24 protein-coding genes and 1 tRNA gene are annotated in these 21,088 nt (G+C 47.2%); 15 read left to right on the plus strand and 10 right to left on the minus strand.

The annotated features are described in order from the left end of the window. From FWE06_09210 to FWE06_09235, 6 genes are all read left to right on the plus strand, one after another. Nucleotides 1-285 (plus strand): DUF6273 domain-containing protein (locus tag FWE06_09210; GenBank protein MCL2547338.1); only part of this gene is annotated, 285 nt, incomplete at its 5' end. Nucleotides 286-536: 251 nt separating this feature from the next. Beyond that, a complete protein-coding gene (locus FWE06_09215) occupies nucleotides 537-935 on the plus strand; it encodes a four helix bundle protein (GenBank protein ID MCL2547339.1) in 399 nt (132 codons plus the stop codon). A gap of 602 nt (nucleotides 936-1,537) precedes the next feature. Continuing rightward, nucleotides 1,538-2,101, plus strand: a complete 564-nt coding sequence (locus FWE06_09220; protein ID MCL2547340.1) for a hypothetical protein — start codon at nucleotides 1,538-1,540, stop codon at nucleotides 2,099-2,101. A gap of 54 nt (nucleotides 2,102-2,155) precedes the next feature. After that, complete coding sequence (locus FWE06_09225; GenBank protein ID MCL2547341.1) at nucleotides 2,156-3,196, plus strand: RNA-directed DNA polymerase; 1,041 nt, start codon at nucleotides 2,156-2,158, stop codon at nucleotides 3,194-3,196. A gap of 4 nt (nucleotides 3,197-3,200) precedes the next feature. Next, the gene (locus FWE06_09230; GenBank protein MCL2547342.1) at nucleotides 3,201-5,885 is read left to right on the plus strand and encodes a Cna B-type domain-containing protein; all 2,685 of its coding nucleotides are present in this window, start codon (nucleotides 3,201-3,203) and stop codon (nucleotides 5,883-5,885) included. Between the two features lie 270 nt (nucleotides 5,886-6,155). After that, on the plus strand, nucleotides 6,156-6,773 hold the full coding sequence (locus tag FWE06_09235; protein MCL2547343.1) for an HD domain-containing protein: 618 nt from the start codon (nucleotides 6,156-6,158) through the stop codon (nucleotides 6,771-6,773). A gap of 381 nt (nucleotides 6,774-7,154) precedes the next feature. On the opposite strand, the gene FWE06_09240 is transcribed toward FWE06_09235, so the two are convergent. From FWE06_09240 to FWE06_09285, 10 genes are all read right to left on the minus strand, one after another. After that, nucleotides 7,155-7,231: transfer RNA gene (locus tag FWE06_09240), tRNA-Pro, on the minus strand. A gap of 88 nt (nucleotides 7,232-7,319) precedes the next feature. Next, nucleotides 7,320-7,544: a hypothetical protein gene (locus FWE06_09245; GenBank protein MCL2547344.1), complete on the minus strand. Its 225-nt coding sequence runs from the start codon at nucleotides 7,542-7,544 to the stop codon at nucleotides 7,320-7,322. Between the two features lie 29 nt (nucleotides 7,545-7,573). Next, the gene (secG, locus tag FWE06_09250; protein MCL2547345.1) at nucleotides 7,574-7,825 is read right to left on the minus strand and encodes a preprotein translocase subunit SecG; all 252 of its coding nucleotides are present in this window, start codon (nucleotides 7,823-7,825) and stop codon (nucleotides 7,574-7,576) included. Nucleotides 7,826-7,965: 140 nt separating this feature from the next. Then, the gene (locus FWE06_09255) at nucleotides 7,966-8,844 is read right to left on the minus strand and encodes a protein jag (protein ID MCL2547346.1); all 879 of its coding nucleotides are present in this window, start codon (nucleotides 8,842-8,844) and stop codon (nucleotides 7,966-7,968) included. Nucleotides 8,845-8,866: 22 nt separating this feature from the next. After that, nucleotides 8,867-9,937 carry a YidC/Oxa1 family membrane protein insertase gene (locus tag FWE06_09260; protein MCL2547347.1) on the minus strand — a complete coding sequence of 357 codons (1,071 nt, stop codon included), beginning with the start codon at nucleotides 9,935-9,937 and terminating at the stop codon, nucleotides 8,867-8,869. A gap of 26 nt (nucleotides 9,938-9,963) precedes the next feature. Continuing rightward, a complete protein-coding gene (yidD, locus tag FWE06_09265; protein ID MCL2547348.1) occupies nucleotides 9,964-10,176 on the minus strand; it encodes a membrane protein insertion efficiency factor YidD in 213 nt (70 codons plus the stop codon). Between the two features lie 11 nt (nucleotides 10,177-10,187). Further along, nucleotides 10,188-10,523, minus strand: a complete 336-nt coding sequence (rnpA, locus tag FWE06_09270; protein MCL2547349.1) for a ribonuclease P protein component — start codon at nucleotides 10,521-10,523, stop codon at nucleotides 10,188-10,190. Nucleotides 10,524-10,563: 40 nt separating this feature from the next. Next, nucleotides 10,564-10,698 carry a 50S ribosomal protein L34 gene (gene rpmH, locus FWE06_09275; protein ID MCL2547350.1) on the minus strand — a complete coding sequence of 45 codons (135 nt, stop codon included), beginning with the start codon at nucleotides 10,696-10,698 and terminating at the stop codon, nucleotides 10,564-10,566. A 126-nt stretch (nucleotides 10,699-10,824) separates the two neighbouring features. After that, entirely contained in the window at nucleotides 10,825-11,739 is a 915-nt protein-coding gene (locus FWE06_09280; GenBank protein MCL2547351.1) for a Gfo/Idh/MocA family oxidoreductase, read from the minus strand. Nucleotides 11,740-11,888: 149 nt separating this feature from the next. Further along, the gene (locus FWE06_09285) at nucleotides 11,889-12,947 is read right to left on the minus strand and encodes a Gfo/Idh/MocA family oxidoreductase (protein MCL2547352.1); all 1,059 of its coding nucleotides are present in this window, start codon (nucleotides 12,945-12,947) and stop codon (nucleotides 11,889-11,891) included. 307 nt (nucleotides 12,948-13,254) lie between these two features. Between FWE06_09285 and FWE06_09290 the strand changes: the two genes are divergently transcribed. From FWE06_09290 to FWE06_09330, 9 genes are all read left to right on the plus strand, one after another. After that, a complete protein-coding gene (locus FWE06_09290; protein ID MCL2547353.1) occupies nucleotides 13,255-14,481 on the plus strand; it encodes a hypothetical protein in 1,227 nt (408 codons plus the stop codon). A 78-nt stretch (nucleotides 14,482-14,559) separates the two neighbouring features. Next, nucleotides 14,560-15,390 (plus strand): hypothetical protein, encoded by an 831-nt coding sequence (locus FWE06_09295; protein MCL2547354.1) that lies wholly within the window; start codon nucleotides 14,560-14,562, stop codon nucleotides 15,388-15,390. Nucleotides 15,391-15,405: 15 nt separating this feature from the next. Next, nucleotides 15,406-16,059 (plus strand): hypothetical protein, encoded by a 654-nt coding sequence (locus FWE06_09300; protein MCL2547355.1) that lies wholly within the window; start codon nucleotides 15,406-15,408, stop codon nucleotides 16,057-16,059. 50 nt (nucleotides 16,060-16,109) lie between these two features. Then, nucleotides 16,110-17,222, plus strand: coding sequence for a radical SAM protein (locus FWE06_09305; GenBank protein ID MCL2547356.1), 1,113 nt, complete (start codon nucleotides 16,110-16,112; stop codon nucleotides 17,220-17,222). Nucleotides 17,223-17,241: 19 nt separating this feature from the next. Next, nucleotides 17,242-17,586, plus strand: a complete 345-nt coding sequence (locus tag FWE06_09310; GenBank protein MCL2547357.1) for a hypothetical protein — start codon at nucleotides 17,242-17,244, stop codon at nucleotides 17,584-17,586. 120 nt (nucleotides 17,587-17,706) lie between these two features. Continuing rightward, nucleotides 17,707-17,919, plus strand: coding sequence for a hypothetical protein (locus tag FWE06_09315; protein ID MCL2547358.1), 213 nt, complete (start codon nucleotides 17,707-17,709; stop codon nucleotides 17,917-17,919). Between the two features lie 12 nt (nucleotides 17,920-17,931). Then, nucleotides 17,932-18,855, plus strand: a complete 924-nt coding sequence (metA, locus tag FWE06_09320; protein ID MCL2547359.1) for a homoserine O-succinyltransferase — start codon at nucleotides 17,932-17,934, stop codon at nucleotides 18,853-18,855. A gap of 49 nt (nucleotides 18,856-18,904) precedes the next feature. Continuing rightward, complete coding sequence (locus FWE06_09325; GenBank protein MCL2547360.1) at nucleotides 18,905-19,681, plus strand: methyltransferase domain-containing protein; 777 nt, start codon at nucleotides 18,905-18,907, stop codon at nucleotides 19,679-19,681. A 186-nt stretch (nucleotides 19,682-19,867) separates the two neighbouring features. Then, a complete protein-coding gene (locus FWE06_09330) occupies nucleotides 19,868-20,860 on the plus strand; it encodes a MerR family transcriptional regulator (protein ID MCL2547361.1) in 993 nt (330 codons plus the stop codon). Nucleotides 20,861-21,088: the final 228 nt, after the last annotated feature.

Below are 21,088 nucleotides of genomic sequence, written 5' to 3' on the forward strand. Positions count from 1 at the left end.
CAAATGGGTCAACAACCCGACATGCTGTGGAATGCCAATATGGTCACAAACGGCATGGCTCTTACCACCGCGTACGCACAAAGCAAGGGTGCTTACACTCACTTGGGTGCTGCTCCTTGGCGTGCGGGTAACGGCGGTTGGTGGACTCGCTCGGCCGGGCGTACCTCTACGCTTGCGAGCATCGTGTCTACGAATGGCAATACGGGTGCGAACGATTCCGTTGCGTATGCCAACAGGGGTCCTCGTCCCGCTTTGTGGGTCAATCTTGAATCTGTAATCGATTAATCTTTTAATCCTGTAACAGGTTAGAAATTAGGCGACAGGTTTTAGATCACAATCTGAAAGAGGGGGTTTGGGGGATACTTCCCCCAACGGCTCCCGCGGGAGCCGCCCCCTTGTGATTTTCAGTTGACAGTTGAGAGTTTACAGTTTATAGTTGATAGTTGTGGTGTCTGCGCCGCAGACGGATACAAATTAAATATTCATCGCCGTAAGGCGATACCATAACTGTCAACTAAAAAAACCGGAGGTTTTTTATGCAAAGGCAAAGTGAGCTGACAGTGGTAACGAAAGCAAAAGATTTGTGTTCTTATGTTTTTGAGGTCACGCAAAGATGTCCTAAGCAGTTCCGCTTTACCTTTGTCAGCCGGATACAAAATCTCTCATTGAATGTTATCGAAAACGTTTACCGGGCAAACGAAGTCTTTTTGTCAAATCCCGGATTAAGAGAGAAATTGCAAAAGCGCCGAGAATATCAGCATACGGCGCTGACTGAGCTGAAGATTATGGCTTTTGTTTCTCAAATGGCGTTGGAACAAAAATGTATCCTGCCGCAGCATTTTGAGCAAATATCCAAGCAAACGCTGGATTGTCAAAGGCTGCTGGGTGCATGGGCCAACAGCGATAAGAAGAAATGGGAAAGCAAACTCAGTTGACAGTTGAGAGTTTACAGTTTATAGTTTATAGTTGAAGGTTTTGTTTTTTAGTTTTTACGATTGAGATTAGCATTTTGTTTAGTTCGGAACAGCCGGCATTTATACTGTTGTATTCTGCGGCTGTTATGTAATCGGTTTAAGGTGCTTTGATTATAACATAATAACTATCAACTGTACATTGTCAACTGTCAACTGAGTTGACAGTGGGGAATAGGTTGTAAACGGCAATTGGTGGACTCGCTCAGCCGGGCGTACCTCTACGATTGCGAGCAACGTGAATACGAATGGCAATACGAATGCGAACAATTCCGTTGCGAATGCCAACAGGGGTCCTCGTCCCGATTTACCTCGACCTTCGCCCAAGACGGTGAAGGTGTAAGTCAGAAACCTATCCGAATGCTCGGACGGTCAGTACGCGGGGTAAAGGAATCTGTTTCCCTTTCGCAAAGCAAGTCTTTCGGAAAAATACATATTGGCGGTTGTTGGGACGCAGGACGTAAGAGCTTGTTTTCTGACATGTGGGAACGTGCTACATATACGGAGGAATCGGCATGTTCCCCTGTCAATGGTTAATCTTGAATCTTTAATCTATGGAGGGCTTTATGCCAAAGGAAAAGCCGCTGTTAATGCAGTATACTCACATTAAAGCACAAAACCCTGAAACTATCTTGATGTTTAGAATAGGCGGCTTTTATGTGATGGTGGAAAAGGACGCGTATGCCGCGAATAAGGTTTTGGGTACGCAGGTGATCAGCCGAACGATTGGCGCGGGCAATGTTCCCGCTTGCGGTGTTCCGCCGTCGGTCGTAAAAGAAAGCGCACAGACTCTTGCTGAGAGTGGTTATACCGTGGCGATATGTGACCAAGCGGACGGTGCATCGGAGTTTGGCGATGTGAAGCATCGTGAAGTGACGGCAATCATCCGTCCGAATGAAAACGTATCTCCCGCAGTCCCTGTGAGTGATGAGGAATACGAGGCATTTGTAATCCAATTCGAGAATGAACAAAGCGAAAAGGCGGCACAAAAAGTAAAGCAGTCCGTTCAGCCTGATGTTTCGTCAATTCTGAGCGAGTTGAAGTCTCTCGATTTAGACGAAATTTCGCCGCAAAAGGCATGGGCATTGCTCTACCACTGGCAAAAGACATATTGTAAATTGAAAGATTGAATTTGAAAGATGTAAGGCAATGCCGAACGAATTGAAAAGGATATCTTTTATCGAATGACGTATGATAAAGTTTGTGATTTTCACAACTTGTACCGAGCGCACATGGCCATGCGCAAAAGTAAACGCCATAAAAGTGAAGTCATCAAATTCGAACTGAACATGGGGTCAAATTTGGCGCGCATTCAAGAGATGTTAGAACGCCGAGAATATACGGTGAGCGGCTATTATAACTTCACCGTTCACGAACCGAAAAAGCGTATGGTATACGCGGCATACTACAAAGACAGAGTTGTCAACCACTGCTTGTGCATAAATATACTACGCCCGATTATAGAGAAACGGCTTATTTATGATAACGCGGCGTGTCAAATAAATAAGGGAACGCATTTTGCGTTGGGGCGCTTGACAAAATTTATGAGCGAGCATCACAAAGCGCACGGCGCAAAAGGATATTTCTTAAAGTGTGACATCAGCAAATATTTTGCAAGTATTGACCACGATGTTTTGAAAAGCAAGTTGGTACGGGTCGTCAAGGACGAAGAAGTTTTGAGAATGCTGTTTATGATTATCGACAGCTATCACACAGAGGGAACTCCGGGCAAAGGTATTCCGTTGGGCAATCAGACCAGTCAATGGTTTGCATTGTATTATCTCGACGCATTAGACAGATTGATAAAAGAGAAGTTACGCATAAAGCACTATATCAGATATATGGACGATCTGATTCTTGTACATGAGAGCAAAGAACATTTGCAAGAGGTGCTAAACACGATCCGCGCCTTTGCGGCTGACGAGTTAACATTGACTTTGAACGAAAAAACGCAAATATTTCCGATAAAGAACGGCGTTGATTTTGTCGGATTCCATATATACTTATCAGACAGCGGAAAGGTAATCCGCAAATTGAAAACCGCCACGAAGAAACGATTTAAGAAGCGGTTAATTAAATTGAAAATTGGCTATGCGCATGGGCGTATAGATTTAGATAAAGTACAGAATGTACTGGCAAGTTACAGAGGACATATAAAGCATGGGCATACATATCGCTTGGTAGATAAGGCACTGAATGAATTTGTATTGGTAAGGAAAAGGTGAAGACATGACTTTTACAGATAACAAAGAAAGAAAGAGTTGGCTATGGCATAAGATAACTTGCCTTGTCTTTGCTTGCATATTCGTGGCCTCGGCTGTTATGACCACCACGTTGGCATGGGTCAATCCCTTTCAGCATAGAACAAATGAATTTGAGGGGCCGGGGCAAACCAACGCCATTTTAGAAAAGCATGAGTTAGATGGTTACGACGGGGTAACGGATATTCCCGTTGCGGGCGCGCAGTTCTTGCTGTTTAGAGTGAACGAGGACGGCAGCTCTACCCAAATTGGCGGCATTAGGCTCACCGGCGCGGACGGGCGCATCGTTATCCCTAATATGCTTCCCGGCGACTATTATTTCTATGAATGGCAGCCCGCGCCCGGTTTCACCTTTGCGTTAGATGAATACGGCAACGAAATCCGGCGCTTTCCCTTTACGATATATGCCGACAGCCCTCTCGGCGCAGACGCTGTTGTACGAGCATATAATCCGCGCATCCGCGGCGGCTTGATACTCACCAAAGTGGTTGAAATGTACGATGGCAGCGATGAGTTGCCCGACTTCTTGCTTGAACAGGAATTTGAATTTAGAATAACATTCAGCGATGGCGGGCCGCACACATTCAGAATCAATGACGCGGGCGATGAATACACGGTTTACAGCGGCGACATTATTACTTTGCGGCATGGTCAATCGGCAGTGTTCCGCAATATCCCCGTAGGCGTTACCTACACCGTCACCGAGTTGCCTGTGCCGGGCTTTGATGTGTCAAGTAGCAACCACCAAGGTACGATTACAGGAGATGAGGACGAGCGCATTGTCCTGTTCACCAACACATGGCTTGCCGAGGTCGGCAGCCTGCGCGTGACGAAAGAAGTTGTCGGCACGATGTCTGACACTGAGTTTGAATTTACCGCCGTTGTCGGCGGGGTGGTGCATACGTTTACGCTGCGCCACGACGAAGAATGGGTGCTGAATAACATTCCACTCGGCACTGAGTTTACAGTAACTGAAGCGCCGACTGACGGCTATATCGCAAACATCATTTATTACAAAGGCGTGATTGCCGTCAGAGGCGTGGAGGTTCTGTTGCCTTTCATCAATGTATGGGACGAAGATTTGGAGGATGAATACGGCAGTCTGCGGATTACCAAAGAAGTGCCGGGCGGCTCAGATACCGAGTTTAGTTTTACCGTTGTGATCGGCGGCGTGGAGCATACATTCACGCTGCGGGACGGCGAATATGAATTGTTTGAGGATATTCCCCACGGTACAGCATGGTCGGTGGTTGAGCATCCGGCAGAAGGCTATATCGCAAGCATTGTTACGGCAAACGGTATCATCGCAGGCAATGTGGAAACGGTTGTAAACTTCGTCAACCACACCGAACCCGAACCGCCGGACGACGTGGAAATCAGTATCACTAAAATCGTTGAGGGCAATATGCCCGACCCTAATCAGCGCTTTTACTTTATCTTAGAAGTCGAGGGGCAAGATCCGATTGAGTTTTACCTAACGGCGGGGCAAGTCAGAACATTCACCGTTCCTGCCGGCGTGATGTACACCATCACCGAGGTTATGACAGATGGGTTTAGCCTAATCCATGTAGAGTACGGTCACGGCACGACCCGTTACGGCATCTTGGCAGAGTTCACCAACCGCTTTGATGGCATGTGGACTATCGACATCAGCGGCACGAAAACGTGGGACAACGGTGGTCACACCGTTACCCTACCTACGTCAATCACAGTGCGTTTGATGAACGGCGATATTATCGCCGCCGAGACAGTCGTCACGCCGGATGCAGACGGCAACTGGCACTTCACCTTTGAAAATCTTCCTAAGTATGACGCAGACGGCAACGAGATTGTGTATACCATCGTGGAATTGCCGGTCGAGGGGTGGACGCCGGAATACCACGGCTTTGATATTGTCAACAGATATACGGGTTACAGGCACATAGATATTTCAGTCCGTAAGGTTTGGCAAGATGGCAACAGCCCAGACCGTCCGACTTATGTACGAGTTCAACTATATCGTGACGGCGTGGCCTACGGCGAGCCTGTCACCCTCAACGCCGCCAATACATGGCAGCATATATGGATAAGGCTTGACAGAGGCCCTGTATGGACGGTGGACGAATTAAACGTGCCGGAAGGCTACACCGAGTCTATCAGCGGCAGCGCAGAGACCGGCTTTACCATCACCAACCGCAAAGACGATATTCCGCCGCCGCCGACCGGCACGGTGCTTATAGAGGGGCGTAAATACTGGAATCACGGCAGAAATCCTGTATCCGGGCAGCCCGACTCTATCACTGTCATTATCTTCGCCAATGGCGAGCGTTACAAGTCATTCTTACTGACCGCCAACGACCATTGGAGATTTGCGTTTGAGGTTAACAAATACGACGCCAACGGCAACGTGATTGTGTGGACGGTGGACGAGGAATATGTTGTAGATTACGATAAATCCATCGACGGTCATAATATTACCAATACGCATATATCGGTACGCGACCCCAACTGGCCGGGCGGGACTGACCGACCCGACGTTGATAATCCGGGTACAGGCGATAACCGTAACTTTGGATTATGGATTACAGTGATGGTGATTAGCTTGTTAGGGTTAGTCACAACATTTGTGGCAGGCAAAAGGTCTAGGCGCAGGCATAGGTACTTTGGCCATTAAAAATTAAATAAGAGAAATATACAGTACCGCATAAAGGCATTTGTTACATAGTAAATGGCGGACTGTAACCGAAAATCTCGGCAGAGAGAGTTAGTGTTACAGTCCGCTATTTATTTTTGACCCTTTTGGTATGTCCTCCTGCTGTCGGTGGGGGTTCATATATATACTTTCTCTTTCCTTTGGGAGAAGGATTGGACAAGGCGGCTGGTTTGGTTAGGGTCTTTCCGGCCGCTTTGTTCTCCGTAAAAACCGTATACTTAGGAGGTACAAATGAAACAGGCTTACATAGTGAAGAAAAAAGAACAATATCGTATGAACGCCATCCTATACAAAAAGAATGATCGCTTGAACGCTATTTTTAATCATCTTCCTGATTATATTATCCAACATAGCTATCGTGTGGCGCAGGTGGCCCGCATTTTGGCCAAATATGTGCCGGAGGAGCGATTGCCTAATGGGTTAGACCCGTCAAGCTACCGCGCCGCTCTATTCAAAGCCGGATACTACCATGAAATCGGCATTTACCGTGCGCGTAACGATATAGAGCGTCGCCCTATTGCAGCGGAAAAGGAACTAAACGACCATATGCAAACAGAGTGTTTATCGCCGGAATCTCGTGACGTTATTTTTGAAACCGTGCGCGGCTGCCGTGAACGATATGACGGGCAGGGCTATCCCCATGCGTTGGAATATGATGCAATACCATTACATGCCAACATCTGCGCGATTGCCGATTCGGTAGACATGATTATGGGCGATGGCAGGGTCAAAAAGAGGAACGCTAAAAAAGTAGTTGATTATATCAGTAAAAACAGCGGTATTCTGTTCCGTCCTGACGCTGTGCGTTGTTTTGAGCAGGCGCAGAATGATGTGTTTGAGGCTTACTAAGCAGAGCCAGCATATTTAAGGTTGGCGTTAGATAAGTGCGTAGTTGAAGTGATTACGATGTAAAAGGAGTTTCTATGCCGATAAAAAAGGTGATAGAATAACAGAAAACGCATAGCATTGTTTTCTCTATGCGCATTGATTTATATAGTGCGGTGGGGTACATAGGCGGTATATTTGTTATTAGCTACTGTTACAAGTTTGATGACCTCGTTATCATTGTTGCCTAAATTATACATCAATAACAACCAAATCGCAAAAACTAACAAAAACGACACGCCGAAATTGACGTGTCGTTTGTTGTACAAGCAATCGAATTTTATGTGTTGCAAATGTGTTGCGGAATCGCTGTAACCGTTGATATGACAACGATTTGGAAGAAAATGGTCGAGGTGACAGGATTCGAACCTGCGGCCCCCTGGTCCCAAACCAGGTGCGCTACCAAACTGCGCTACACCTCGAAGTTATTATAACAGTGAGCGTGAGAAGTGAGCAGTAAAGCGGGCTGTACCCGCCACTACTCACTTCTATCTGCCGATTTTTAATTAACTATTCGCAGGGACAGGCCGGATCGAGGCAGATGTCTTCCAAATCAATGTCATCGTAGGCGATTTCACTGTCGCAGCAACCGCCGCCGATGGAGCAAATTTTGCCTTTGATTTTTTGGAAACATGCGACAATCGTGTCGAGATACTTGACAATCAACACTACCGCCGTGCTGACGATGGCGAGGATTGCTGCCATTTTGACCAGGAAAAGAATGGTCGATTTCATAGAGACGCCCTCCTATATTTTTATTTTAATTATCCTAACCGAATGTTGAGCAGCATTGTTACAATAGCGAACAACACCGCCACCCATTTGGTAATACGGGCCAGTCGCGCGTCCCATGTACGCGCCTTGTTTTGGCTCATAAACGAATCAGCCACGCCTGCAATTGCGCCTGAAAGCCCCGAGCGTTTGCCCGACTGTACGATAATAACGGTCACCAAAAATAAGCACGCCAACAACTGAATAATGACGAAAATAGTATTGCTTGTGGTTAATCCAAACATGTGAAACGCCACCTTTTCTGTAGATATAATAATAGTATACCCTAAACGGGTGTATTTTGCAAGCCCTAATTTTTTAGAGGGCAGGCGTGAAGTGTTGGTCGTAGGGACGGTCTTCTAGTCGCCCGTAACTTTGCTGGATTCTATTCGTCGTCACGCAAAGGGCGTGCCATGCCGGGCCGACGATGTTGTGGGCGCTGATGGTTGCCATGCCCGCCGGAACGATTGCGGCTGCCGTGTACAGCGTGGTTGACGTTTGCCGGCTGGCCGCCCGCAATAGATAACACAACAACGCTACGTTGCGGGTCGCGCCCGACCGAGGAGGTTTCTACGCCCTCAATTTCTTGCAATGCCGTATGTACAACATGCCGTTCAAAAGAGTTCATTGGCTCCATAATGAAATTTTTATGATACTTCAATGCCTTGTCAGCAACACGCTTTGCTTCGGCAATCAGTGTCTCTTCCTTTTTTTGACGATAGCCCTGCACATCTATGTTGACGCGCACTCGCGTTTGCTCGCCATGGTTGATTACTTGTGAAGTAATATACTGCAATGCGTCCAATGTCTCGCCTCGCCGGCCGATAACAGCCCCGGCATCACTGCCTGAAATATCGACGCGCAAATGACCGTCATCTGTCTCTGTTATCGTGAAATCGACCGTCATATTCATATGTGACAATAGACCGCTCAAAAATTGTTCTGTTTTGGCTTGGATGCTTTCCGAAATAGCTGAAGCTTCTTTTTCGATAAGCTTTTCGATTTTCTTGCTAGGCTTTGGCGGTTCAACAATCTCAGGGTTAGGAGCAACAAGCGATGCTGCTACTTCGGGTGAAACTAAATTTTCATCAAATGTTAATTTGACTCGGGCTTGTACACCGCCAAACCCCAAAAATCCGCTCTTGGCGCGCTCCAGTATCTCAACAGAAACGTCATCGCGTGAAAGGTTTAACTGCTGCAAGCCGATTTCAATGGCATCATCAGCGGTTTTGCCTGCGACTTCAATGCTTTTGATTTTATCCATGTCGTAATCCTCCCGACGTAATTTACTCTTCATCCTGCGGTGGCTTCTGTTTCGGTGGTTTTGTCTTTAACTTATAATTGGTCGGTTTTTTCTTTTTGCCGCTGGCGTATTCTTCTTCGCGCCGCTTGCGCTGCTCCTCTTTCATTGCAGCTTCAGCGGCTTTGCGCCGGGCTTCAATCTCAGCTTTTTTTGCATCCTCAGACTCTAGCTCTTTCAACGCGCGCTTGGTCAAGATAAAGTCTTGTCCGATACCGTAAACACTGCCTGCAATCCAGTACAAGCCCAAACCGGCCGGCCACATAAGCGAGAAATAAAATGACACAAGCGGCATAAGCATGAACATAAAGCGCATATTGGCTGCGCGTTCTTGTTTCGACCATTTTTGTGCCAAATGTGCACCTAAGAAAGCACCCGCTGCTGCCAAAATTGGTACGATGATGGTAAATGATGCCAGTTGGGGATTGACAAGTAAGTCAATACCAAGGAATGAATGATTAAAACCGGCAATTTGCTCGGTTGCTTGTCCCAGTGCCTCAGCACTTACCTCAAAATGAGGGGCGCCGTATGCATTGTAAAAATAGACATAGCCATTTTGTGCGATTTGGCTGATGTAATCTTGTATCGCCGAGACATTGCCGGACACAGCGTTGGTAATAGCCGCATGTGTGTGTGTGCTGCCTTCAATCAATCCCATGTTAATCAAGAGGTTACCCATACCGCTGATAACATCGCCTCGAAGGTTTAATACGAATGCCAACGGTTGTTGCAAAATCCGAAACAACACAAACATAATGGGCAAGGGAATTATTTGCCACAGACAGCCGCCCATAGGGTTTACACCCTCTGCCTGCATCATCTGTTGAATTTCTTGTTGCGCCTTGGCACGGTCATTTCCATGCTTTTCTTGAATTTCTTTCTGCTTGGGCTGCAATCGCTGCATTTTGAGCATCGATTTGCGCGATTTGGCATTGAAGTAAACAAATACGATACGTGTAATGAAAGTAAACAAAATGATAGACAGTCCATAGCTAGACGTAAAATCATAAAGAATGCGCAATAAATTGCCAAATAAATTGTAGAAAATATCAAACATGGTAACGGTTTCTCCTGTTTACTTCGTTAGGGCACGGGGTCAAATACATCGCCCCGATAAAAGGGATGACATTTGCAAAAGCGCTTAATTAGCAGCCACGAGCCTTTGCCCGCACCGTATTTTTCAATCGCCAGCGTACCGTACTCCGAGCATGTCGGCAAAAATCGGCACCGACTTGGCAGTCCGGGGCTAATTTTTCGACGATAAAAGCCAATAATGGCCAATAAAATCTTTTTCATCTTTGCTGTTCTTATCGCAATAAACCCAGTTTGCGGCAAATGGTCAGCATTTCGTTTTCCAGTTCGGCATATGGGATGCTCACCGCTCGCACACGTGCTACAAATACAATATCGCAGCCGGCTTTAAACTTGTCCTCATTGCGGCGATAGCATTCCTTGATGCGTCGACGCGCCCGGTTGCGCGTGACGGCATTGCCTACTTTGGTGCTGACGGTAATGCCAACGCGGCTATGTTCGCGTCGCGAGGTGCGCCCATAGACGACAACGCAGCGTCCCGCCTTGTTGTCGCCCTTGGCGTACATACGCCGAAAGTCGCGGTTTTGCCGCAATGAAATAGTGAAATTCATACGTGCAGGGGATGCGTTAGCAGCACCCCGTTCCTCCGTATTAGTGCGTCAAACGACTGCGGCCTCGCGCGCGGCGTGATGCCAACACTTTACGCCCGCTACGTGTTTTCATACGTTTGCGAAAGCCATGCACTTTGCTGCGGTGTCGTTTCTTAGGTTGAAAGGTGCGTACCATGTCGAGTTACCTCCTCGGTGAATTTGCGCAGGAACATATAATATAACATGAATGGAAAGGGTTGTCAAGGGTTTTATCATTTATGTTGTTGGGGCGGCAACCTGCCGCCCCAACAACAAGCAGTTCTTACAATTCAAGCCAAACGCCCGGCTGTAGAATTCCTTGTTTGCTTGTGCCATATGCCGAGGCGATGGCGATGGTATCTGCTGCTTTGACCGGTGATTGGCCTGTACGGAAAAACTTGAGCATTTCAGGAATGAATCCCTCAAAGAATCCCGAAAAATCAGTGACATGCATATTGTCATCCATATAACGCACCATGGCGCCGAATTCAAAGGGATTCTCTGCAGAGCCGCCTGATGCCATCTGAATGGTGGCAAGCCGTCCGTCGGCATACTTGAACGTTACGATATGCGTCTTCAAGCTGCTTTGCACCATCAAGTGTGTGGGATGCGCGTCCATGATGGCATAAAGCGGTTCAAGCATATGGATAATGTAGTCGTGATGGTCGCCGTTGCCGCGTACGCCGATGTATTCAATGTTTTGTCGTGGTATGGCTGCCATCTCTTTGGAAAACCGCAATGATGATGATGAGAACAGCGGTGTATTGTGCGCTTGGGCCAACGCAAAAATGCGCTCAGCCGTTGCTTTGTCGGGGGCGAATGCCTTGTCGACAAAGATAGGCTTGCCCGAACGTAGCGGCACTTGGCACAAGGCTTCATGGAGTTCGGTGTTGTCGGGTGAGAACACAACGATATAGTCACATTTCTCGACAACTTCGGCAATGCTTCTGGCACGCATTACGTCGTTTTTTGCGCACCATTCATCAGTACTGAGTGCCTGTTTTGCGCCGGGAACGTATTGGTAGCCTTTGCCGTCTACCCATGTTTTTGAGTTGCCGTAGTCGGGGTAGTCAATCACGCCGTAAGCGTGGGTGACTTGAAATTCATCGCCGAACCCCGCCTCATTGATAAAACGCTGATAATTATTGGCGTGCCATTCATCAAGATAGTAGTCGATATAGCCGATGGATTTTGGCATGATAAGTGCTCCTTTCATATCGCGCCTCGTGTACGGCGACTAAACGTCAAAATTTTGATGCGTCAACTTTCGTCTTCGTTGTCTTCGACAACTACGCAAAAGTTTTTATGCACTCCAATTTTGGCGATCGCCTACTTGGCAGCTCTGTGTTAAAACTGTATTTCCTTGCCTGCGTCGCTCGAATCATACAATCCCTGCATGATTTTTGAGGTAATAACGGCATTGTCGATATGGCTGGCGATTTTTTCGCCTGAACGGATACAATCTAAGAAAGCGTTGATTTCGTTTTTGAACATATCGGTCTCAACGTAGCTGTGCTTTTCTTCAATCAGCGCGCCGTCGCGGGTGGTAAAGAAGGTGTAATCGCCACCGTAGTTGAGGTGTACGCCGCCTTTATCGCCCATGAATTCAATATAAATGCCTGGGCTGGACACGTTTTGTGCCCATGCGCCATTGATGGTGATGGTTGGACCTTCGGTGCGGATCATACCCGTCACATAGTCGTCAACGTCGTATGTGCCGTCATATTTCGGCTCGCCCGCCCACATACTGGTGTAGACGTAATCGCGCATATTTTTGCCAAGTTTGCAGAAAGTGTGACCACTCACTGTTTTAGGCAGTGGGTCGCCCGAGATGTACATAATCAAGTCAAGAACGTGTACACCCCAGTCAATCAACACACCGCCGCCGCTGACGGCTTTGGTGGTGAAATCGCCGCCCATGCCGGGGATGGAGCGTTGGGCGCGGAAACTGCCGTAAATGGCATATACTTCGCCCAGGTCACCGTTGTTGACCATGTCGCGAATGCGGTTGACAGCCGTATTGAAACGGTTGACGACGCCGATATTTAGCACTTTACCCGTCTTGTGCTGTGCCTCTTGCATCTTGAGCGCATCAGCATAGGTGCGGGCCGCCGGTTTTTCACATAAGACGTGCTTGCCGGCGTTCAAAAAATCGATCGAGATGGGCGCGTGGTTGTTGTTGTGCGTACAGACGCTGACGGCGTCGAGGTCGGGGTCGTTGAGAATTTCGCGATAATCATAGACGGCTTTGCCGCCGTGTGCGCTGACCGCACGGTCAGCGCGCTCAGGAATGATGTCGCAGAAATACTTAATTTCGCAAGTGTTGTTGGCTAAATACGCGGGAATGTGTTGTCCGTTGGCGATGCTGCCGCAACCGATGATGGCGATTTGTAGTTTTTGATGCATAGAAAATTCCTCCTTGCTTGTAGGGGCAAACAGCGTTCGCCCGCAGGTGCTGTGTAATAATTTGCGGACGAAGATAGTCCGCCCTTACACATTATACTTATTTTTTAGCAGATGTACAGACCTTTTTGCAAATTTCTTCAATAAATTTTTCAAATGGACAGCGCGCCTGTTTTGTGGTATAATTTTATCAAAGCGCAACTTTTTCCTCTGTTCGATTGTGTTACATATATCATCCCTTTTCGTAGCCCAGTAGTAGGGGCGGCCATTGGCCGTCTATGACAGCATCCACACACGAAAGGAGCAACCCATGAACAACAACGAGTTATTTAGCTTGCAGCCGATTGAAACCTACACTCCGCCAAGTCTGCCGACGTTGGATGCGGGCAGGCCTGCGCAATTGAAAAAGTTGCCTAAGCGTTGGCAGAAAAGCGCCGCGGTGCTTGCGTGTGCAGGTGTGATGGGATTGTCAATGTTGACGGGGTGCAGTGATAGTGAGCGCGCAGCTACGCCGGTTGACGAACCGTATTGGTCGAGCGGTTGGTCACTTGAGCCGACATACTATCACTTCACACACGGCGGCTCGGGGTCTGCGCCGTTCTATGTGGTGTACTTAACCGAAGAAGAGGCGTTATCTGTTATTCGCGAGGAACTGGAACGTACAGGGCTTCGCATGGGGGCAACGCCGTCGGACAACACAATTACCGTTGAAGATTACTGGGGCGATACGCGAGAACTTTCACTCGGACTTTATGATGCCGAAAAACAAATTGGCGTTGCGTTTATTCCAAAAATCAACAGCTATGAATTATCGCAAGGGCGCTTTTGGCGTTGTGAGGAAACAAGCCCCGATATAGTGCGTGAACTCTTTGCCACACAGCTGCCTGACATGCGTGTCGGTGTATTTTACAGCCCGGGAATGCATGTTGATACGTATGACATAAGTCAAGCGCAACGTGAACTTCGTGACCAATTGCGCAAACAAGTGCAGGCGTTTATTGAACAACTACGCAAAGATGGCGTATTTCACGCACCGCCTGATTTGAGCGAATATATGCAAGACCTAGACTATCGCGTAAGTTGGGGTGGGAGCGGCTCAGGACCATGGTATGTCGTACATCTCACCGAAGAAGAAACATTGGGTGTAATTCGCACAATGTTGCAAGACGCAGGATTGAACTTAGATGGTGAGGTGCCGAACTATCAAGTTGGAGTGGAAGACGATTTTACACGGAATGTTACTAATTTTGGGCTGAGTTTATTTGACGCCGAGCGCCGCATTGGCATTGCTATGGGCGGGGGGCGCGTATCAGGATTATTCGCCGACCAACACAACCTTACCGTCGGTGCTTTTTGGCTGCCAGGTCAAAGCGTTGAGGGTATCCCTTGCCGTTGGGATGATGAGCAAATTTCAGACAGAGAGAAATATGCACGTATTGACGAAACCAAAGAATCTGCTGCGCCGTATTTGCGCCAGCAACTGGTTGAAGAAGTACAAACATTTATCATGCACTTGCGCCGTAACGGCATCTTGTAGGGATGGCCTGCGGGCATCTATCTATATGTAGTTGTTTTATCGCGGGCGATTACTCGCCCCACATGAAAGGAACGCACCATGAATGATATGTTTAACCTGCAACCAATGGAAGCCTACACGCCGCCGAGTTTTCCGACATTAACCGAGAGAAAGCCCAAACAACTGCAAAAACTCCCCGCACGTTGGCAGAAAAATGCGGCGGTAATCGCTTGTGCCGGCATGATGGGGCTGTCTGTGTTATCGGGGTGTGGCGGCAACGGCATTGGCGGCGCGCAAGTGCCTGTCGAACCTTGTTATTGTGACCCTAAGCTACCCTACCACAATGAGGACTGCCCAAACCGTGCGCCTGCCGATCCGAACGCACCGACGAACTATCCGCCTTATAAAGAACTGCAAGGCAGAATGCATTGGGGCGGCGGTGGCGGCGGCCCATTCTACGTCGTCTATTTAACCGAGCAAGAGGCCTTGGGGCGCATCCGTGCACAGCTGGAAGCGGCGGGACTTAGCCTTGGCGATGCGCCGCCGGCATTATCGCGGCTTGAATATTCATATGGCTTTGACCATCCTCAAATTGATTTGTTTGACGCCGAGCACGGCGTTGCCGTTATGTTGCTTCCCGGCGAATATACAAACATGGGATTTTTACCTCACGGACGGGAACACGCGCAATGGCTTGCACCGTACATTGAAAGGCAATTAGATGACATAATTGTGAAAGTATTCTATTCGCCTGGTGAAATGGTGTGGTCGGGCTGGGAAGTGGATTGGTCTTGGGATGACCCGCAACCGACAGGGGATGTTGTATCATCCGAAGACAAAGAGCGTATGCGTTCAGAATTGCATGCCAATCTCACTGCTCAAGTCCAAGCGTTTATCGATCAACTTCGCGCCGCCGACGTGATAGATTGACAAAGGAGGATGCCCGTGAACAATAACGATTTCTTCGATTTACAACCAATGGAAACCTACATCCCGCCAAGCTTACCGCCATTAGCCGCAGAAAAACCAAAACAACTGCAAAAGCTGCCTTCACGCTGGCAGAAGAACGTAGCTGTCATTGCTTGCGCGGGTGTAATCGGCGTGACGCTGCTGTCCGGCTGTGGTATTTTTAATTCATTTGGTAACGTAGGTGAACGATTTTTTCATGGCGGGGAAGGTGGTACGCCCGATTATGTCGTGCATATGACTGAACAGGAAACATTGGGGATTATTCGTGTGCAGCTGGAAGCGGTGGGGTTGAATTTGACTGCCGAACCGTTTGAATACGGTGTGGAAGTGGAGCATTGGGGCGAACGCGAAACGGTTGAGCTAACTTTTTTTGATGCTGAACGTCGTGTGGGTGTTGTGTTTAACGAAAACTGGCGCTGGCCGTCAGAGAAAATATTAGAGGCGTTTAATGACGAATATAATGACATCGCCGTAGGCGTTATTGAGCCGACATGGCAAGATATTTGGCAGTTTGACCGGGATGCCGATATTGAACTGCAAAAAGAAGAGGCACGAGAGGTGGCGCGCGACGAAATTATCTCTCAAGCCCAAGTATTTATCGACCAACTTCGCGCTGACGGCGTGCTATAATCAAGACGCAGGGCGGCAATCTGTCGCCTCTGCATGAAAGGAGCAACCTCATGCACTTGAGTTTGCATATGACAAACCAATGTAATTTGCGCTGTTCGTATTGCTTTGTCGCACTCGGACCTGAGCGGATGTCGCGTGACGTGGCGTTTGCGGCGGCAGATTTCGCCAAATCGTGCAAATTATCGTCTGGATTGCTTTTTTATGGCGGCGAGCCATTGCTAGAGCGGCAGTTGATTTACGACGTTGTCGATTATACGCAGGGCATAAAAAAGCACGAAAATCATACGTTTTATTATAAGATGACGACTAATGGCGTATTGTTGGACGAGGCGTTTTTAAAATTCGCGCAAAAGGTCAACTTGACAATTGCCTTTTCTCATGACGGCAAAGCGCAGGACGATTGTCGCTTGTTTCCTGACGGACGTGGCTCGTTTGCCGTGCTGGAAGAAAAAATCCCGCTGTTGCTGCAATATCAGCCCTACGCCGTCGGCATGAGTGTGACCGATCCGTCAACGGTACACCGCGTCTGCGAAACAGTACAATATTTGCGTGATAAGGGATTCAAATACATCACCGTCGGCGTGAATTATGACCGCAAAGCGCCGTGGACGCGCGAAAAGCTGAAACTCTTTGCAGAGCAATACCGCAAGATGGGCGAACTCTACGCCCAATGGACAGCGGACGAAGAGAAGTTTTACCTATCGAGCTTCGATATGAAAATCTTATCGCACCTCAAAGGCGAAAAGTACCATGAGGATAGGCGGCAAATGATGCAGAACCAACTGTCTGTTGCGCCCGACGGCAAATTGTACTTGGCGTCGCGGCACATTGACGATTCCGAATTTTCCATTGGCGATGTATTCAACGGCATCGACCAAATCAAACTCGACTTCTTGCTCGGTAAAGGTGCCACGCCACCAGAGCCATGTCAAAAATGTGCCATCCGCACGCGTTGCAATTACGCTTATGATACTTTACGGCGCGAGGGTGATGAGGTTGTGCACGACATTTCGCCCGTGCAATGCGCCCACGAGCGTATGCTGACGCCGATTGTTGACAGCATCGCTGAACGGCTTTATAATGAGGGAAACGCGCTGTTTATGCACAAACACTACAATGAACTGTATCCAATCATGTCATTGGTGGAGGACAGAGGTGCCTAAATAGGAAAAGGAGTTTTCCGTGTCGCAACTGATAGAAATGACTGAATTTTTTGACAACCTCGCCGAAACATATGACAGCCGCGTACTTGACCGTGAAACCAAAATCGCGCTGTACCGAAAGATTCGTACTGGCCTCAAACAAGACGGCATATATATTGAGTGTGACTATGTATTTCACGAAAAGATGCACGATGATGCACTGGCGTTGGGGAATTTTCATTTTGCTGAATACGTCCGTCTAAAAGCCGAACAAGGCCTCACCGACGATAGGTCGTACCATTATGATACGCCGTATACACTGATTGGCGTGATTGGCGCGAATTTGAAAAAAATATCGTCACACTCGCGGCGAAGAAATAATTGAGCGCCCTGCCAAGCCATTTCTGCTGAGTATTGCTATCAAAGCGCGGAAAAGTAACCCCTTTGCAAATAGTGTAATATATGCTATAATAGATACCCACATTATCGAAATGGAGGACTGCACATGGATTTATTCATTAAGAGCCAGCCGCCTGCCTGCGCATATTGCCGGTGGGTCAAGTTGTTGGACGACAATCGTTTACAGTGCGACAAATACGGCGATGTGCAGCCTATGCACAAATGCCGGCGGTTTGTCTATGATCCGCTCAAACGCGTGCCGCCCAAGCCGTTGGTGCTGAAGCAAGAATACGAGCAAGACGAGTTTAAGATTGATTAAAGGGAGCGCAGTATGCCCATCAAAATCCCAGATAACCTGCCGGCGTGCAGCGTTTTAGAATCGGAAAATATCTTTGTTATGACAGACAAGCGGGCGGTGCAGCAAGATATTCGCCCGCTGAAAATATTGATTCTAAATCTTATGCCGACAAAAATTGCCACAGAAACGCAACTGCTGCGCTGCTTGTCTAACACGCCACTGCAAATCGAGCCGGAGTTTTTGATTACAGGCAGCTACAATCCGCGCAACACGTCGGCGGAGCATTTGGAAAGTTTTTATAAAACATTTGACCAAGTCAGAGACAGACGCTTTGACGGTGCGATTATTACAGGTGCGCCTATTGAGCTGTTGTCGTTTTCTGATGTAGCGTATTGGCGCGAATTGTGCGATATTCTTGACTGGTCGCAGGACAATGTATTCAGTTCATTGTTCATCTGCTGGGGGGCGCAAGCGGCATTGTATCACTACTACGGCATTGACAAAAAGACATTGCCCGCTAAAATATCGGGCGTATTTGAACATACTATGACGCAACCGAGCGTTCCGCTATTCCACGGCTTTGACGATGTATTTTATGCACCGCACAGTCGATATACGGATGTAGAAATATCTGACGTTGCGCAGCGGAAAGAGCTAAAAGTGTTGTCAACAAGCCAAGAGGCGGGCCTTTACATTGCCGCGCGGCGTGACGGACGGCAAATTTTTGTGACAGGCCACCCCGAGTACGACGTGCTGACACTTGATAGCGAGTATAAGCGCGACATTGACAAAGGCCTTGACATCGCACCGCCGTGCCATTACTATCCCAACAACGACCCCACTTGCCCGCCGGCAATGAACTGGCGCAGCCATGCCAATTTGCTGTATACAAACTGGCTGAATTACTATGTGTATCAGAGCGTGCCGTATGATTTGCAGGGTGGTTTTTCGGGGTGATGCTTGTTTTTGTGTGTTTGCAGAAACTTTATATTTTGTAGAGGTAAAAATGAACCCCAAAAATCTTAATGACATACAACAATCATTTACCACACAATCGCAAAACTATGAAGCATTCAATAAGTCTTTTTCAAAGCTGGAATTTTTAGATTACACCGTGCAAAACATAGGGCTTTCAAAAAAGGATTGTGTGTTAGATGCTGCTGCCGGCACTTGTATAGTCGGTCGCTCTATTGCACCATTCGTGAAATCTGTTGTTTGCCTTGACGCAACCCCTGCCATGCTTGATGTTGGTAGGGAAGAAGCTACAAAAAGTGGGATTGCAAACATACAATTTATCAATGGATATGTTGAAGAAATTCCTTTTGACAATCAATATTTTGACATTGTAGTCACACGATTGTCTTTTCATTATTTCACAGAAATGGAAAAGCCCTTTTCGGAACTGCACCGCGTATTAAAGCACGGTGGACAACTCGTAATAATTGATATGGAAGCAACAGACGAAACATTGCGAAATATTCAAGATGAAATTGAAACTATGCGTGACCCATCGCACATAAAAAATCGTAGTCAAGACGAGTTTTTAGCTTTATATAAAAAACACGATTATACCGTTACTAAGCAGGAAGCGACTAGAATTCCAGTAGCTTTATCTGAATGGTTATCAAATACCGATACGCCAAATGATGTCGGGCAAGAAATTGAAAATATGCTGAACGCTGAATTACAAAATGGAAATCTCACAGGTTTTCGTCCGTACTCGCAAGATGGTCAAATCTTTTTTGAGCAAAGATGGGTGCTGTTTATAGGGCAAAAGGGGTAAGGGGTAGATTTATTAGGTGGTGTACATTTGCGCCGTCTGCATGGACGGTAGTTTTTATATTTTCCGCATTTGTGGTTAAAATCCGAATGCGGATTTTTTATAAATTATTTTTGAAAAAAGGCTTGACACGATAACCGTTATCTACTTTATAATCCATAGTGAGATTAGGAAAGGAACGCTAAACGCATGGAACTTCAAACTGTCAGTCAAGTTTCAAAAACATTCGGTATTTCGGCACAAATGCTACGGTATTATGAGCGGAGCGAATTGATACAAAGCCTACGAAAAGATGATTATGCCTACCGCGTCTATGACGATGAAAACATAAAACGGTTGCAACAAATCGTAATTCTGCGAAAATTGCAAATACCAATGAAACAAATCAAAGACATTTTGAACAATCAAGATGCGGCAGAAGTGATTGCGATTTTCAGCCAAAATATCAGCGAGCTTGACGAGCAAATCACGGCTATATCCACCGTTAGAGCGATTTTATCGAAATTTGTGGATGAACTGCAAGCAAAAGCCGATGTAAAACTTGACCTGTTAAGCGACAACTCCATGATTTTACTTGTAAACGCCCTTTCTTTTTCCGAAAATAAAATCAAGGAGAAACTGTCAATGGACGAGTTAAGCAAGGCAAGCGAAGTGTTAGAAAAGGCAAACGAGAAAAAGCCTGCGTTAATTCTTTTTCAATCGCGCATGGACGAATTTCAATTCTTGGGTGTTGAGCAAGTTGTTACACCCGACTCAGATTTTGGAATGGTGTGGGATACATATTTCAAAACAGCCGAAAAAGCGGGGCAGACCGCCCCGTACAGCCACATTGTTTGGCACTACAAAAACAACGAGCAGGTTTACTTCGTTGGCAATATAGTCAGCAATGCGAAGGAAGTTCCCGATGGATATTCGGCAGTAAAGTTCCCTGCGTGTGAGTATTTGGTCGTTACTCACGAATGGTTGCCCGATGGTGCGGATATGTACACAAATGGGATTGTGCTAACACAAAACTATTGCGGGATTGGACAAACGCATTCCCCACGCGAGGGTGTGCAAATGCCGGAGGGATATGTGAGGTTCGATGACCCCGATAGTCCCATTACGCAAATTGAGATAGAGAGTAAATCCAAAGACGGCAACCGCTTTGAGCGTTGGGTGCCGATTAAGAAAGTTAGTTAATAAATATACCACCGCGTAAGCGGTCTAGTAATAAAATCAAATAAATGTTATATTAGTCCAGAGAGGAAAATAAAATGTCGGAACAAAAAAACTAACCATCGAGGAAGAAATTAAAGCTAACCTAACCGGAGAAGTGTTAGAAAACGCACTTGGCTTTGCAAAATATATGGCGAAAACATCTGACGTTGTAGAAGCAAAAGGTGGAGAGCCCGAGAATGGAAAACCCGG

The organism is Oscillospiraceae bacterium, assembly GCA_009780275.1.
GTDB lineage: Bacteria > Bacillota > Clostridia > Oscillospirales > UBA929 > WRAI01.